Source organism: Nostoc mirabile CHAB5784, assembly GCF_020829645.1.
Classification (GTDB): domain Bacteria; phylum Cyanobacteriota; class Cyanobacteriia; order Cyanobacteriales; family Nostocaceae; genus Nostoc; species Nostoc mirabile.
The window spans coordinates 1-16,599 of the sequence record NZ_JAIVFS010000063.1 but is presented as its reverse complement, the minus strand read 5'-3'; the positions used below and the strand labels follow the sequence as shown (position 1 = coordinate 16,599).

The window sequence follows — 16,599 nt, the reverse complement described above, 5'->3', positions numbered from 1 at the left end:
GCGGATCTTGTAGGTTAGGTCGAAGCATGAGACCCAACAAGCTAAAACTTAAAGGCAAATAGATATAGACTTGAAGATCAAAAGGTTATGAGAAGCCAGATGCTAATCAATCAGGAGTGATCGCCATGATCTCAACCCCATTACCACTAACCTTTAAGCAATTCCTTGATTTCGACGATGGTAACAAACTCAATGAGTATGAGATAGATTTAGCCGCAGAAAATGCGATCGCAGCAGAACGCGATACCGAAAAAATAGCGGTTGAAATTAAAAGTTTTATTGCAGGTTCTGATATCAATGAATTTCACACAGCCCTTGGCCAATACCTTAATTACTGCCTAGCATTGGAGGAAAATCAACCAGAACGAATTGTTTATTTAGCAGTTCCACATGAAACCTAGTTAGATTTTTTTCAACTTGCTTTTGTCCAACGCACGCTTCAACGTCATCAAGTTAAATAATTCGTAATTCGTAATTCGTAATTAAGTTTTGTAATGGGGATTTAACCCCAACACAAAACTTGCCGATTATAGAACCGGGGGACTTAAACCCACGGAACTAGTTAAAATAGTAACTTACGACCCCAAAAAAGAGGAGATTCGGCAATGGATAAAATAGAACGCTATCGACAAATCATCAAACAAATCTTAACCGAACATGCACAAATCAGTTCTAATACCGATACTATTAAGTCAGAACTAATCTTTGACAATGAAAACGACCACTATCAACTAGCTTATGTAGGTTGGCAAGATGATAAACGGGTATTTGGCCCCATAATGCATTTTGATATCCAAAATGAAAAGATATGGATTCAATATAACGGTACAGAAGAACTTGTTGGTGAGACGCTAGTTGAGTTAGGTGTACCTCCCTCAGATGTAGTTATCGGTTTTTATTCCCCGTTTAAACGTCAATTTACTTCTTACGCTGTTGAGTGAAAAACCGGGTTTCTTCTTAACTTGAGAGTGCGATCGCCCGATCTAGTAGCGACATTCTTAAAAGTTTAAAAGTCAACAGATGTGAGGGAAAGTCCAGAATAATGCTCATTAAAAAACTTGGCCAGAGACTCAGCTTCAGATTGACTAATTTTCCGTTCACCATTAACTACTTCCCTAACAATCTCAACAGAGCCAAAAACCCGGACTAAAGAAGTTGGCTCCACATCAAATTCATGCATCAGGGATTCCAAAGTAGCCACAGGTTTTGATTCACCCATAGGATAATGACATGATTCGTAATTCTCAATCAGAAGAACCAACAACTCAAAAAGCGCAGTTTCAGCCTCTGTCAATTCACCAGACATCATCCCTTCTACTACTTTTAAGACTCTGTTATACTCCTGTTCTGTTTTAATTAGTTTAGGCTGATACTGAATCAGTAAGTCAGTATAGGTTTGTTGACTAGAAGTAGGGGTCATCTTTCCACCTTTCTTTATCGTATTCAGGATGGGTAAGAACGTATTTAATAAAAACTGTCTGGCTGGAATATCTAATGTCTACAATCAAACGATAGTTATTACCTTTGATGTTAAACACTGTAAAGTTACCAACCGCTTCTGCCTTTGGATATCTTTTCTGAACATCCATTAAATTAGACCAGTTTGCTTTAGACGTAAACTTGTACCAATCATTAAGAGCATCTTCAGAATCAGCGTGTTGAACCCAGAATTCCCGCAATTTCACTTTGCTGATTACGTGCATCCCTAAAGTTAGAAATTTGTGATAATCATAGCATTGATTGAGGGTAAGAGCGTGCGATCGCTCCCATAGCAAACTTGAACTAATCTAATTAATCTTTTATCTCTCACCAAAAAGCTGATGTTAAACTCTATTCTCACTTCTGGCGATCGCGCCATGTTCAACCCCATCTTTGGCAAAGCAACAGTTATAGTCCCTGCTGCTGGTGTGGTCTTAACTGGTACTGGTATACCAAAAATTAATAACAAGCAGATTTGCCTTGTTGGCGACGAGAAACGAGTTATTGTCCCTCGTTGTCCTTACACGAGTGCGCCAAATATCACCCCCGGTATAGGAACACTTTTTATTGAATCTTTAGCTATCAATCAAAAAGCCATAAAAGTTCAATCTAAACGAACAGCAGTATTGCTCAAAGGTACTACCTTCATAGCGAAATTCCAAGTTACGAAGCCAGCTCAGACACCAACAATACCACCTAAACCAGACCTCATTCTGCAATATTTTGGCACGGGATATTTTACTACTACAAATATGAAAGTAAAAGGTAGGTAAAGGAGACTGGGGATTAGGGATTGGGTAAGAACGCAAAAAAATTATCATAAATGATTCAGGAATAAATTTATGTCCAAATTTCCCGGTGCGCCAAAGACATTAAAAGGAACGATCGCTATCCTTAATGCTGTTACCTTGTTGCCCAAAGGATTGATTATACTGCAATACAATCCTGAAACACTCAGACGCACTTTACAGGTACGAGGTGCGGGTTCTGAAGGAAGCGATCGTCTAGAAGCCTTGCGTCTGGTTGCACCACCGCAAGAGACAATTCAACTAGAGGCAGAAATTGATGCTACAGACCAACTGGAGTTTCCCAAAAAAAATCCTGATACAGTGATGTTTGGCATATACCCCCAATTAGCAGCCTTAGAAAACCTCATCTATCCTAAAAGCAGGCAAATCAAAACAAACAATCGACTCGCCCGCACAGGTGTTTTAGAAATTCTACCAATTGAGGCCGATCTCAGTGTATTTATATGGAGCTTAAATCGTGTAATGCCAGTTCGCCTCTCTGAGTTCAGTATTACCGAAGAAGCATTCGATCCCAGACTAAATCCAATTCGTGCTAAAGTCAGTTTAGGTATGCAAGTCTTAAGTACAAATGATTTGAGATATAACCATAAAGGTAGCAAATTATTCCAAGTTTATCACAAGCAAAAAGAGATTTTGGGTAAGCTGAACATGGCTGCAAGTGTTATCAAGAAAGTTGCTCCTTTATTATGAATTTGGCTATTGACGAACGTTAATTGTTTAAACTGCAACTTACTCACTCATCTCTTAGTCAAATAGTTTTTTTATCAGATAAGAAAGAGTCAATGTTTACTGAAAGCAGTCGTTACTACGATATAGAAACTGCCAAGTGGCAAACAACATCAAATCAAACTATCGTTTACCTCCGGCGCAGATTTTTACCATCATCACAAAGATTGGAAATTTTTGAAGAACATCAAGTTAGCGAGGGCGATCGCCTAGATAATATCACTGCAAATTATCTTAATGACCCGGAACTTTTCTGGCATTTATGCGATATTAACAACGCTATGCACCCTGATGAATTGACTGCCCAAATTGGTCGGCAACTACGTATTTCTCTCATCTAGAAAAGTTAACTTATGCTTAACTCAGATATTCTTGTAAGACTCATGATTGGTAAGAACATACCGAAACCTGCACCTTATGAAGTAATAGACGCGCTGATAGATTTAGAAGTGACTCAGCAAGACCGCGATCGCAGTGGCTTTCAAATGACCTTTAGCCTGAGTAAAGAATTAAAAAAATTTTCAGATTATTGGTTACTCCGAAAAGGCATTTTAGATCCTCCCAATCGGATAATCATTCAGGTCATAGTTAATGTAAAAGTTGGTGTCAAGCGCAGACTTCAAACCCCTGTATTAATTGATGGCATTATTACCGATCATCAAATTGCACCCAGCAATCAACCAGGAGAATCAAAGCTAATAGTTACTGGTGAAGATATTAGTGTAATGCTCGATCTTAAAGATAAAAATGAAACTTACCCAAACTTATCTGATACTAAAATTGTCAAACAAATATTAAGGTCTTATCAAATCAAATATGGGCTGACATTTGATGTACATAAGTCTAATTATGTACCAAAAAAAGAAGAAATGATTCCCACTCAGCAAGGTACAGACTTACAGTTTATTCAAGAACTGGCTCTACGTAATAGTTATATTTTTGAAATTAGACCTGGTAAAATCCCTGGAAAAAATATTGCTTATTGGGGTGAGGAAAAAAAGAAAATTACTCCTATTCAACCAGCATTGTCAATGAATATGGGGGCATTTACCAATGTAGATTCGTCTATAAGTTTCAACTTTAATGCTCTAGCAGCTATTGAACCTCAAGCATCAATTAGCAATGAAAAAACTGGGAAATCAATTTCGATTAAGGTTCCAAAATCACCGGGAAAACGTTTAGTCAAGAAGACTGCTAAATTCTTACGGAAACAAATCCTACGCTGCACCAACAAACTCGAAAAAATCCAAGCCCAAAACGAAACCGAATCATTTGCTAGTCGTTCGCTGGAAAATGCTGTTACTGCTACTGGAGAAGTAGATACTGTTCGCTATGGTCATATCTTGCGAGTGCGTCAATTAGTGGGAGTACGAGGTGTGGGAAACACTTACGGCGGTTATTACTATGTCAAACAAGTAACGCATCGCATCAAGCGTGGTGAATATAAACAAAGTTTCACGTTGAAACGTGAGGGACAAGGTGCAATAATTCCGAGGTTAAAAGTATGAACCTACCAAAACTCGATCCTTGTGGAAGTGTCGAGCCACAAAAAGAAAAACGTTATTTTTACGGCAAATTCCGAGGCGTAGTTTTTGATAATAATGACCCGTGGCAGCTTGGACGCATCCAGGCAAAAGTGGAAGAAATTTTTGGCAAAGATCCTAGCGGTTGGGCATTACCTTGCGTTCCTTATGCAGGTAAAGGAGTTGGGTTATTCCTCATTCCACCCAAAGATGCTTTAGTTTGGATTGAATTTGAAAACGGAGATCCAGATTACCCTATTTGGAGTGGCTGCTTTTGGGCAGATGAAAAGGCTTCAAATATAGTACCAGCCAAGCCTTATAACCCAGATATCAAGATACTTAAAACCGATATTGGCAAGATTGAAATTAACGATAGTTCACGTAAGCCAAGCATCACCATTGAAGCCAAAATCGGTAGACAAACTATGAATCTAGTGATGAATAGTTCGGGAATTGAAATCAAGTGTGGAAATGCAAAGGGTGCGTTTGTGAAACTGAATGACTCAGAGATTGAAATCAATAATGGAAAAAGTGCGACTGTAGAACTGAAGCTTAATAAAGTATCGATTAACAACTTTGATTTGGAGGTGATTTGATGCCAGAATATCTCCTAAATCTGCCCAGGCAGAGGAATGTCATCAACATCGATTTTCCCTTCAACTTTGACAGATACCATCGCACCGCCAGCACCAGCGATGAAGATAGCCACATCCGCGACTTAATTGAGCAACTACTGTTTACTACTCCCGGCGAACGAGTCAACCGCCCAGATTTCGGTAGTGGTGTGTTGTCTTTAATTTTTGCACCCAATAGTGCGGAACTAGCAACAGCTATGGAAATTACTATTCAAGCATCTATTGAGCAATGGTTGGGCGATTTAATCGATCTGCAAACTTTGGAAGTAACAAGCGTTGATGCCGACCTTTACATAGTGGTGGAGTATGTGGTGCAAAGTTCTGGTGAGGCACAAACAGCTACTTTTAGGACAACCGTACCATGAACAGCCATACCCTTACTTTCCAAAACGAACAGCGCCGCCAAGAAATCCGCAGGCAAAGAAAAAACGGGCTAGATTATGTAGAAGTTAGCGATGATTTGCGATCGCTATACGTTTACTTTTTAGGTTCAGTACCAGAAGATTTGAAAAAAGAAAATCTCCTGATTGAAGGCGGCCAGCGCATCCGCAATCTTCATGTGACTGATTTACAAGTAGAAAATTCCCAAAATTGTGAGAGTTACTTAGCAGTTAATCTTGACCAACCAGGCGATTTCTCTACGTATACTTTGCGCTTGGTGTCATTAGATGAAGAGGGCAAACCCACAAACCAACCATATACCAATTTTGACTTGCGCTACTCTCAAGTACAATTCAAATTCCGGGATGGTATCTGTAACACTGACATGGATTGCTTGCAACAGCAAACATCTTTGCCACCACAACTAGTCGAACCAAATATTAACTATTTAGCTAAAGATTATGCTAGTTTTCGCCAGTTGATTTTAGACCGTTTGTCACTAGTGATGCCGGATTGGGAAGAACGTCATGTCCCGGATTTAGGTATTACTCTAGTGGAAGTTCTCGCTTATGTTGGCGATTATCTGAGTTATTATCAGGACGCTGTAGCCACCGAAGCTTATTTAGAAACTGCCCGCCAACGGATTTCTGTTCGCCGTCATGCCCGTCTAATCGATTATCCCATGCATGAGGGCTGTAATGCACGTACTTGGTTGTGGCTAGAGACAAGTATTGATACTCCCCTGGAAACAAAAAATTTCCACTTTATTACTAGTTATAAAAGTGCGCCTTCTCTTGGCACTATTTTGGAAGATAGTCTTCACCTAAATCATGTTCCTCCTAACAGTTATGAAGTCTTTGAATCGCTAACACCATTACCGATTCATCTCTACAAAGCTCACAACCAGATATTATTCTATACTTGGGGCGATCGCTCTTGTTGTCTTCCTCCTGGTTCCACAACCGCTACATTAGTGGATGAATTTATACCCACACAACCAGAGGAGGCTAATTCCTCTCAGCGAAAATTGCACCTGAAAATTGGTGACATCCTAATTTTTGAAGAAATTAGAAATCCGAAAACAGGCATCCCAGAAGATGCAGACATGAAGCATCGCCATGCAGTCCGCCTGACAAATGTCAAGGCAAGTGTAGACGAACTTTACAATCAGCCAATTGTAGAAATCGAGTGGGTAACAGAAGATGCATTACCTTTTCCCCTTTGTATTTCAGCAATAGTACCACCAGACTGTCAGCTCGCTGATATTAGTGTTGCCAGAGGCAATGTGATTCTAGTCGATCATGGACGCACTATTATTGAACCGGAAGATTTGGGAACTGTACCGGGAAAAGAGATAATCCAGGAGTGCCAAGAAGAAGGCGAACCTATAGAAATTTTAGTAGTAGGCGATCGCTTCCGTCCTACCTTGCAAAAAACACCTTTAACTTTCAGCCAACCTCTGCCCAAAAATAATCTGACTCAAAATGCTAAAAGTTTGCTAATTCAAGATCCCCATCAAGCATTACCCCAAATCCAGCTTACGAGTACTGGAAATAACTCTATCTGGACTCCCCGATACGACCTTATAGACAGCAACAGCGAAGACCAACATTTTGTTGTGGAAATGGACAACGATGGACAAGCACACTTGCGCTTTGGAGACGGTGAATTAGGAATTAAACCAGCAGCCAATACTCACTTCCAGGCAAACTATCGAGTAGGTAATGGACTTGCAGGCAATATTAGTGCCGAAGTAATTTCTTATATTGTTTTTCACAATGAACTAATTAATGGTTCGACATTGCAGCCACACCAGCCGTTCCCCGCTCAAGGTGGAACAGCACCAGAACCTATAGCTCAAGTGAAATTATATGCACCGCACCTATCTGACAAAAAATTAGAACGTGCCATTACTGCCGATGACTACGCACAATTGGTAATGCAACATTTCCCGACAAAAGTGCAACGAGCCGCCGCCGCTTTACGTTGGACAGGCAGTCGGTATGAAGTCTGGGTGACAGTAGATCCCTTCGACAAAGATGCAGCAGACGACAAATTACTCCAAAATATTGCCACAGACCTAAAAAAATATCGCCGCATTGGTCATGATGTCATCGTTCAAGGAGCAGTCTACGTTTATTTAGATATCGCCATCAAGGTTGATGTCAAATTTGATTATTTGCGCGGTCATGTCAAAGCTGCTTTGTTGGATATTTTCAGTAATCGCATTTTATCTGATGGTCGGTATGGTTTTTTCCACCTTGATAACTTGACTTTTGGCCAAGGAATTGCTCTAAGTCAGCTTGTAGCTAAAGCTGCTGCTGTTCCAGGCGTTGAAAGTGTCTCTGTGACTAAGTTAGAACGTCTTTTTGAAGGTTCCAACCGCGAGATTGAAGCAGGTTTTTTACCTATTGGTGCTTGGGAAATTGCCAGACTCGACAACAACCCCAACTTTCCTGAAAACGGGAAATTCACACTTGATTTGCGAGGTGGGAGATGAAATTAAGTTGTAGCTGTAACTGTCACTCTAATTATAAATTAAGCGATCGCTCCAGCTGTGGTTGTTGTGAAGGTGTAGAAATTCTCACTCCCAAATCGGTCGCTAATCAACCTGGTTTGTATACCCTAGCTTACCGAGTTGGAACCCATGCTAGCTTTTATGAGACAATGAAAGCGCGTTTGGGTGATAGCAAGTTTTCCCAGCTAATAAATCTCAAAACACGCGACTCTCAGGACTTATCTATTGCTCTGTTAGACGCTTGGGCTACTATAGCAGACGTTCTGACATTTTATCAGGAACGCATAGCCAATGAAAGTTACTTACGCACTGCCATTGAGCGAGGTTCCTTAGTAGAATTAGCTCGATTAACAGACTATGCACATAGTCCCGGTGTCAGTGCCAGCGTTTATTTAGCTTTTACCGTAGAAGATGGTTACAATTTGGAAATTCCTGCTGGACTAAGCAGCCAAAGTATACCTGATTCTGATGAATCGCCGGAATTTTTTGAAACATCAGAAAAACTGCGAGCTTATGCTCAGTTGAATCAGCTTAAGCCTCGGATGACCCAACAGCAACAAGTTAATTCAACAGCCGCTACACAAATTGACAAGCTTTATTTAGATGGTATGGGTGCAAATGTCAAACCTAACGACCCCCTTTTACTGACCTTTGGTGATGCTGAAACTGAGCAAGTCATTCGCAGAGTTCAAATTATTGAGCCTCAACCAGAGCAAAACTACACAAAAATTACATTACAACTACCACCAGAAGCAACACAAAAACCAACTGGTGAAGTTGGGTCAGCAAGTACAAAAGAACAAAAAATCAAACAATTAATCAAACAGCTATCAATACAACCTGCAAATGCTCTAGAACTTGAGCGGACAAAAGAACAAATTTTTGCTCCCCAAAATATTGATATTAATTACCGCTTAATTAATAATACTTTAAATCCTACTTCCAACACAGCAATATATCAAATTTTAACCAGCGATCGCGCTAATTTTGCTAATCAGTTAAACCGACTTGAGGTTCTAGGAATCAAAGCTGCACCTTTCGGACATGACGTACAGTTAAAACCAATTTTTGACCAGCAAGGGCGAATTGAAAAATACGAAGAATGGCAAATTGCAGACGTAGATGAGGCAACATCAAATTCCTCTAGCACGCTACCAGAGGAATTACGAAATATCCTAACATTAGATGCCCAATATGATGGAATTACACCTGGCACTCGGCTAGCAATTGAGCGTGTAGATGTTAATGAAATCGGTATTTATCAAGTAATAAAAGTGGAAAATCTTACTAAAATTGCCTATGACACAGTAGGAAGAATTACACAACTTACTTTAGATAAACCTTGGTTAAAAGAACAAGATACATCTTTAGATGTGATGCGTAAAACTACAGTGCATCTCAAGAGTGGGGATTTGAATTTGGTGGAAAAACCAGTTGACTTGAAAGATGCACCAAGTAGCGAACATCATATATCCAATCAGATGGAAATTGAACTAGACAATCTCTATGAAGGTCTACAACCTGGACGTTGGTTGATTATCTCCGGCGAACGCAGTGATATATCTGATGTTAACGGTGTGTTGGCTAGCGAAGTTGTCATGTTGGCCGGGGTGAGACAAGATATCAATCAGGATTTGCCCAATGACAAACCGCATACATTCCTAAGATTTGCCAGACCTTTAACTTATTCTTACAAGCGAGAGACTGTTACTATATATGGCAACGTAGTTAAAGCGACTCATGGCGAGACTCATACTGAAATACTGGGCAGTGGTGACGCTACTAAAGCAAATCAACAATTTACCCTATCACTACCGTCCCTCACCTATCTACCAGCATCTATTCCTAGTGGCGTTGCTAGCAGTTTGGAAGTATATGTTAATGATGTCCGTTGGCAAGAAGTAGAAAGTTTGATTGATTTAAGTCCAACAGACCGTGCATATATCACCCAAACTGATAGTGATGGCAACACAACTATTATCTTTGGCAATGGCGAACATGGAGCTAGATTACCTAGTGGTATTGAAAATGTCAAAGCAGTTTACCGCAGTGGCATTGGCAAAAGTGGTAATGTTGCAGCAGAAAAAATTACGCAACTGGCAATGCAACCTCTAGGTTTGAGTGGCGTACTCAACCCAATAGCAGCAACAGGAGGCGCAGACCCAGAAAGCGATTATGAAATTCGTCGCAATGCGTCTGTTGGGGTAACATCTCTTAACCGCGCAGTTTCCGTACAGGACTATGCCAATTTTGCCCGTACCTTTACCGGAATTGGCAAAGCAAATGCTCAACGTCTTTCAAATGGTTCGCGTCAAATTATCCACATTACGATCGCTGGGGCTGATGATATCTATATTGATAGAAATTCAGATTTATACCGCAGCTTTGTGCAAGCATTATACCAGTTTGGCGACCCCTATCAGGCATTAAAAGTAGATATGCGGGAACTCATGCTATTAATTATCAGTGCCAATGTGCGGATTTTAGCAAATTATCAATGGACATCTGTAGCATTAAAAATTCGGGCTGCTTTGTTCGATAAATTTAGCTTTGAACGTCAGGAAATAGGAGAAGATGTTGTCCTCAGTGAAGTTATTGGCACGATTCAACAAATACCAGGGGTAGACTACGTGGACGTAGATATTTTAGATAGCGTTTCCGAAACTGAAGCCCAAAATCCAGACATTTTAAATAAAAAACTTCAAGAACTGGCAAAACTAGGCATTACTCATAGAGATGAACAATTACCAGTACAACCAAAACAACAAATTCCTGTAAACTTAGCTGTTTTTGATTCCACAACAAACCAACTTTTTCCGGCTCAATTAGCTATTCTCAACCCTCAAGTGCCAGATACACTAATTCTGAAGGAGTTGAAATCATGAGCAATTCTCCAGACCGCCTTTATGAACTGTTGCCAGCCGTTTACCGCATCCGTGATGCCGAACAAGGTTATCCCCTACGAGATTTATTACGTGTCATTGCCGAACAAATTGATGTTGTTGAAGCAGATATTACTCAACTCTATGAAAATTGGTTTATTGAAACTTGCCAGGATTGGGTAGTACCATACATTGGCGATTTAATTGGTTATCAAAGCGTTCACAGTTCTGCTACAAATATAATAGGCAATAAAATTCTAAATCCTCGTCGTGAAGTAGCAAATACTATTCGCTACCGACGGCGCAAGGGGACGCTAGCTTTATTGGAATCGCTGGCTGATAAAGTGGCTGGCTGGCCGGCACGAGTTGTAGAATTTTATCAGCTAGTTGGTAAAACACAACATATTAATCACCTGCATTCATCAACCTCAACAACAGTAAATCTGCATCAGGTCGATGCAATTACCAAGTTAAATAACCCATTCGATGAATTAGCTCATACAGTAGATATCCGTCAGATTGGTTCACAGTATCAACCTGGAAAGCACAACACTCCGAATGTTGGTATTTTTGTTTGGCGATTAAAACCTTATTCCATGACTCTGACACCAGCTTTTTGTTTGGAAGAAATTAGCTCTAACTGCTACACCTTTAGTATTACAGGTAACGATACTCCGCTTTATACTCGTCCTCAACTTACAGCAGATGCAACCCAAATTGAGCGTGAATTAAACTTACCTCTTCCCATTCAACGACAAGTTTTGCAATCTCGCAAAAGCGATTATTTTGATTCAAACCCAAATCCAGAACAATTTACTAAAAGTTTGCAAATCTGGAAAGGTGTTGATTCAAAACCGCATCTAATCTCTCCAGAGCAAATTATTATTGCCGATCTTAGCGATTGGAATTATCAACCAGAGCAAGACCACATAGCAGTTGATCCAGAATTAGGACGGATGATTTTTCCTATACGCCAATTACCCAAAAACGGTGTTTGGGTTTCTTATCATTACAGTTTTAGTGCTGATATTGGTGGTGGCGAATATGACCGAACTTTGTTAGATTCTGCGGCAAATTTTTTACTTGATGTTGGTGATATTGAAGAACCAGCCACTTTTATCTCGCAACAAGATGCTTCTGCATTATCGGAGTTTTTGCGATCGCAACTTTCCAGCGATACCCAAAGGCTTTTGGATGCTTACACCACCCCTCCTGCTGAACCAGCTTTAATTACAGCTTTACTCAAAGATTTAAATCAACTACTTATGGGTCAAAACCTCTATAACGAACAACGTTTTGCAGCTATCACCTTGAGTGCAGAAGCTCAAAGATTGGTTCAGCAAAATCTCTACGGTAAACAACTGATAGGCTGCAATCGTTTGCTATTAGAAGAAGCTTTTCCATCTCAAATCAGAAAGCATTATGCTCATTACACCGTTAGCCAAACCTCCCAAGCGGATTTTCAAACTATTACTGAAGCAATCTCACAGTGGCAACGAGATAAACCCCATAATGCTGTGATTGAAATTATTGATAGTGGTGTTTATGTAGAACGAATTAGTATTGAACTAGAGAAAAACCAAAGTCTGCAATTACGTGCAGCTAACCGCAAACGTCCGGTAATTCGCATTCTAGATTGGAGAACTTCTTTAGGTGATGCTTTAAATGTCACAGTAGAGTCAGGAAGTTGTTTTGTTCTCGATGGTTTATTGATTACAGGGCGAGGAGTACATATAGAAGGTAATCCCACTCAATTTGCAGATTATCCTACCTCTGGCGTGCAAAAACCAACTACGGTTATTATTCGTCATTCTACATTAGTACCGGGCTGGTCATTACATTGTGACTGCGAACCTCGACGTTCTAGCGAACCAAGTTTGGAGTTATTTAATATCAATGGGTGCGTAGCGATCGCACACAGTATCGTTGGCTCAATTCAAGTTAACCAAGATGAGGTAGAGGCTGATCCTTTGCCTATAGATATTAGCGATAGTATTATAGATGCTACCAGTATAGAAAGTGAAGCGATCGGTGCAGTGGGTTACTCTATAGCCCATGCGCGGTTAACTATTGCATGTTGCACAGTTTTTGGAAAAATTCAAGTACATGCAATTGATTTAGCAGAAAACAGCATTTTTAAAGGCATAATATTTGTTGCTCGTCGCCAACAAGGTTGTATCCGTTTCTGCTACGTGATGCCTAACTCACGCACACCACGTCGATATAATTGTCAACCGGATTTAGTCGAGCAGATAGTTAGGCAAGAAACTGAACTACAGCCAGAACAGATAGAGGCGGAGCAACTTATCATTAGAGACCGCGTACAACCTCAATTCAACAGTACACGCTATGGCACACCTACCTACTGTCAGTTAGCGTCAACCTGTGCTGAGGAAATCAAACGTGGCGCTGATGATGAATCAGAAATGGGTGCTTTTCACAATTTATATCAGCCTCAAAAAGAGGCTAACCTACGCATCCGTCTAGATGAATATACACCCGCTAATACTGAAATTGGCATTATTTACGCTAGTTAACGAGGTTGTTATGCAAGGAGAATTTAGAGGTGATTTTACTCGTGATACCTACGACAAAAGCAAGCACTTCCTTCGAGTACTGATGCAACAAGGTCGAGTGCAATTAGATGCAGATTTCAACGAACAAACATCGATTTTACTAAATCGGTTGCAAACTTTAGCCAAAGATGTATTTGGACTACAAGGCGGGCCAGAGCAGAATTGTGGTTTTGAATTTATTGCCACTGAGGAACAGATTAATAATATTAATAACCTTAATGATGAAGAAAAACAGAAATTAAAACAACTGCTCAAATCCCAAAGCTATTTAATTAGCAAAGGCAATTATTATGTAGATGGCATACTTTGTGAAAATGAAGAATTTATATCTTATTTTCAGCAACCAGATTTTCAGCCAGAACTTCTAGATCCTTGTCAAGTCCAACTAAAAGGAGCAACATATCTAGCTTATCTTGATGTTTGGGAACGACATATAACTCCGATTGAAGATTATGACAATCGCAAAATTAATATTCGTGAAGTTGCTTTAGGAGGAGCCGATACAGCAACTCGCTCTAAGTTAGTTTGGCAAGTCAAGCTCAAACAGTTAAAAGACGATAAAGATATTGAAACGGTTGCCAAGCAAATTACCAAGGATTGTAACTATTTTTACAGTCTGCTAGGTCGAGAATCAATGAAGCCTGGAGAAGGCAAAATTATTGCCAGAGTTACAAAGCCTAGTTCTACACCAATGAATGATCCATGCGTTATTCCCTTTTATTCCAAATTTCGTGGTACAGAAAACCATCTTTATCGCGCGGAAATTTTTACAGTTCCCACTGTTAATAACAACAATCAACTATCATTTGTCTGGTCACGCGAAAATAGCTCAATTGTTTTTCCAATTGTGACATCTGCTGAGAGTAATTCTTCCGCGATCGCATTCACGCTAGAACACTTAGGCAAGGACAAAGATTCCAGCTTATCAGCAGGTGATTGGGTTGAAATTATCGATGATGATTATGTACTTGGAAATAGCGATCGGCAACTAATAAAGGTTGAACAAGTAGATCGTATTGAGAATCAAGTAATTCTCTCAGGCGATGCTAAAAACAAAACATTGCTTCCAGAAAAGCATCCTCTATTACGCCGTTGGGACTCTAAAGAAATCAAGGTAAATTTATCTGAGGTGAATAATAAATGGTTTCCCCTTGAGGATGGAATTGAGATTCAATTTCAAGCAGATACTCAGAATAACTTCTATCAAGTCGGTGATTATTGGTTAATTCCTGTGCGGATAGCTACAGGCAATGTAGAATGGCCCCAACAAAAAAATAAAGAAGGGAAATTAGAGCCTCAACCTCAATCACCACATGGTATAGCTCATTATTATGCACCTCTAGCAGTATTTTTAGGTAATCCTGATAATGTAACAGTTCATGATTGCCGAAGAAAGATTGTTAGTCAAGATAGCAATATAACATCTGTAAGTAACAAAAATAATAATACCCTACCAGCTAATACTCAGGTAAATTCTGTACCACCTATTAATCAGAAAAAAAATGCTACACAAACAATAACAGAATTCAATCGCATAATTAATGCTAGTTGGCATCACGATCAAGTTTTGGAAGCTACTCTTACAGAAGCACAGGAAAATTTCAATATTCCAGAGGATGAATTATTTAATTTAAAATCTCAGGTTTTAAGGAATTTATTTACTAAGTTAGGTCTAGTAATTCAGTTTGAAAAACCAGTACGAATTGATAGTTTACATAAGACTAGCGTTTCTGTATTAGCTCACACTGATAATGTATTAAAAGGTGAAGTTTTTTATATATTACCAATGAAAGTTGAACCAGTTCAAGTAAAAAAAACTGAAATAAAATCTATCCGTTGGGCAATTGGTAATGAGATATTAGATACTAATGTAAATCTGATTACAGAAGTGGAACCTTTAACTAATGGAAATAGTAGCTATACTGAAGCTGTTAGATTGATTACACCTGATGATTGGTCGCAAAAAGCTGTCTTCAACCAAAATAATATTTATCAATTTACTGTTTTGCTGCATGGCGACTGGATTATTAATGAAGAACCATTATTTGATAATGCAAATTTTAATTTATTAGGAGATTTAAATAAAGGTATTATTCCTGATGAATTACACCAGCAGTTTCAAGACAAAGGAATTACACTTTCCCAAAATATTATTTTGGTTACGGAGAAAGAAAACTTTAAATGGCGCTTAGTCGATGGAGGTAAAATTTACATTCTTAAAATAGAAAACAATAAATTAACAGTTAGCAAGATTCAAGCATTGGATGGTAATAATATCTGGCCCGGTGTTCCTGAGCGATTTAGCGGGAATGGCTCTGAAGGAGGAGATTGGGTAAGTATTATTCATATTAAAACTTGACAAGCCAGATAGGTATTGAGCCGAGATACGTGTAAAAACCTGCAAGATGGTCTGGAAACCGTTGATATATCTATGTTTCAAAGATTTCTGGTGGAAGATTAATAGCAGCTGACAATGGTTGGGAAATATTATGTAAATTCACCACATAATCACCGTATCTTTTGATATGTCTTGTTATGTATAGACTCAAAGCAGCAAGGTGTCGCATGGGAATCATTTCTCCCTGTGACATTAACGTTTGGATAGCCAACGACATATCAACCGTATTCTGCCAAATAACTGCGCTTGCTACCAAATCAAGATACTTCAGCCGCTTTTCCTGCTCAATAGGATCATTTTCAGTAATCGCTCCAAGTTTACCGAAGAACACCCAGTCGAGAAAGGCATTGTCAGTAGACCGAAAAGTTTTGCGATCGCTCTGTGATGAATACCTATATAAGTGGATTTTTGCCTAAAAACTTGCGATCGCTCTGTGATGAATACCTATATAAGTGGATTTTTGCCTAAAAACTGTAGTTTTAAATACTAGTATTGAATGACTTAGTTGACCTCGTAATATAAGTAAAGCTAATAAATCAGCCAAGAGTAAGAGCAAATCTCGCACCAGAATATGGTTATGCTGTTATTGCAGAGAATTTTGTCAAAGAGTTGCGTGAAAATTGAGCTAGAGGAATATCTGGTTTGACTATGACTGCAACTACTACTCCAGTT

15 protein-coding genes are annotated in these 16,599 nt (G+C 39.4%); 12 read left to right on the top strand and 3 right to left on the bottom strand.

Features of this window, described 5'->3' with window-relative positions; genetic code table 11:
• Positions 1–125: 125 nt before the first annotated feature.
• Complete coding sequence (locus LC653_RS29385) at positions 126–401, top strand: element excision factor XisH family protein (protein WP_267923229.1); 276 nt, start codon at positions 126–128, stop codon at positions 399–401.
• Positions 402–605: 204 nt separating this feature from the next.
• Positions 606–941: a XisI protein gene (locus tag LC653_RS29380; protein ID WP_229498178.1), complete on the top strand. Its 336-nt coding sequence runs from the start codon at positions 606–608 to the stop codon at positions 939–941.
• A gap of 65 nt (positions 942–1,006) precedes the next feature.
• Here the strand turns inward: LC653_RS29380 and LC653_RS29375 are convergent, their stop codons facing one another.
• Both LC653_RS29375 and LC653_RS29370 read right to left on the bottom strand, forming a co-directional pair.
• A complete protein-coding gene (locus LC653_RS29375) occupies positions 1,007–1,420 on the bottom strand; it encodes a helix-turn-helix domain-containing protein (protein WP_229498177.1) in 414 nt (137 codons plus the stop codon).
• Positions 1,404–1,703 carry a type II toxin-antitoxin system HigB family toxin gene (locus LC653_RS29370; protein ID WP_229498176.1) on the bottom strand — a complete coding sequence of 100 codons (300 nt, stop codon included), beginning with the start codon at positions 1,701–1,703 and terminating at the stop codon, positions 1,404–1,406. Before LC653_RS29370 ends, LC653_RS29375 begins: the two co-directional genes overlap by 17 nt.
• Positions 1,704–1,820: 117 nt before the next feature.
• On the opposite strand from LC653_RS29370, the gene LC653_RS29365 reads away from it, so the two are divergent.
• From LC653_RS29365 to LC653_RS29320, 10 genes are all read left to right on the top strand, one after another.
• Positions 1,821–2,252: a contractile injection system spike tip protein gene (locus tag LC653_RS29365; RefSeq protein ID WP_229498175.1), complete on the top strand. Its 432-nt coding sequence runs from the start codon at positions 1,821–1,823 to the stop codon at positions 2,250–2,252.
• A 69-nt stretch (positions 2,253–2,321) separates the two neighbouring features.
• On the top strand, positions 2,322–2,978 hold the full coding sequence (locus LC653_RS29360) for a hypothetical protein (protein ID WP_229498174.1): 657 nt from the start codon (positions 2,322–2,324) through the stop codon (positions 2,976–2,978).
• A 92-nt stretch (positions 2,979–3,070) separates the two neighbouring features.
• Positions 3,071–3,355 carry a LysM domain-containing protein gene (locus LC653_RS29355; protein ID WP_229498173.1) on the top strand — a complete coding sequence of 95 codons (285 nt, stop codon included), beginning with the start codon at positions 3,071–3,073 and terminating at the stop codon, positions 3,353–3,355.
• Positions 3,356–3,367: 12 nt separating this feature from the next.
• Positions 3,368–4,522 (top strand): phage late control D family protein, encoded by a 1,155-nt coding sequence (locus LC653_RS29350; protein WP_229498172.1) that lies wholly within the window; start codon positions 3,368–3,370, stop codon positions 4,520–4,522.
• Positions 4,519–5,133 (top strand): phage baseplate assembly protein V, encoded by a 615-nt coding sequence (locus tag LC653_RS29345; protein WP_229498171.1) that lies wholly within the window; start codon positions 4,519–4,521, stop codon positions 5,131–5,133. The genes LC653_RS29350 and LC653_RS29345 overlap by 4 nt, the downstream gene beginning before the upstream one ends.
• Positions 5,133–5,537 carry a GPW/gp25 family protein gene (locus LC653_RS29340; protein WP_229498170.1) on the top strand — a complete coding sequence of 135 codons (405 nt, stop codon included), beginning with the start codon at positions 5,133–5,135 and terminating at the stop codon, positions 5,535–5,537. The genes LC653_RS29345 and LC653_RS29340 overlap by 1 nt, the downstream gene beginning before the upstream one ends.
• Positions 5,534–8,053, top strand: coding sequence for a putative baseplate assembly protein (locus LC653_RS29335; protein ID WP_229498169.1), 2,520 nt, complete (start codon positions 5,534–5,536; stop codon positions 8,051–8,053). Before LC653_RS29340 ends, LC653_RS29335 begins: the two co-directional genes overlap by 4 nt.
• Positions 8,050–10,956, top strand: coding sequence for a putative baseplate assembly protein (locus tag LC653_RS29330; protein WP_229498168.1), 2,907 nt, complete (start codon positions 8,050–8,052; stop codon positions 10,954–10,956). Before LC653_RS29335 ends, LC653_RS29330 begins: the two co-directional genes overlap by 4 nt.
• Positions 10,953–13,490, top strand: a complete 2,538-nt coding sequence (locus LC653_RS29325; protein ID WP_229498167.1) for a hypothetical protein — start codon at positions 10,953–10,955, stop codon at positions 13,488–13,490. Before LC653_RS29330 ends, LC653_RS29325 begins: the two co-directional genes overlap by 4 nt.
• A 10-nt stretch (positions 13,491–13,500) precedes the next feature.
• Positions 13,501–15,888, top strand: coding sequence for a DUF6519 domain-containing protein (locus LC653_RS29320; protein WP_229498166.1), 2,388 nt, complete (start codon positions 13,501–13,503; stop codon positions 15,886–15,888).
• 70 nt (positions 15,889–15,958) lie between these two features.
• On the opposite strand, the gene LC653_RS29315 is transcribed toward LC653_RS29320, so the two are convergent.
• Positions 15,959–16,333 (bottom strand): Tn3 family transposase, encoded by a 375-nt coding sequence (locus tag LC653_RS29315; protein WP_308189160.1) that lies wholly within the window; start codon positions 16,331–16,333, stop codon positions 15,959–15,961.
• Positions 16,334–16,599: the final 266 nt, after the last annotated feature.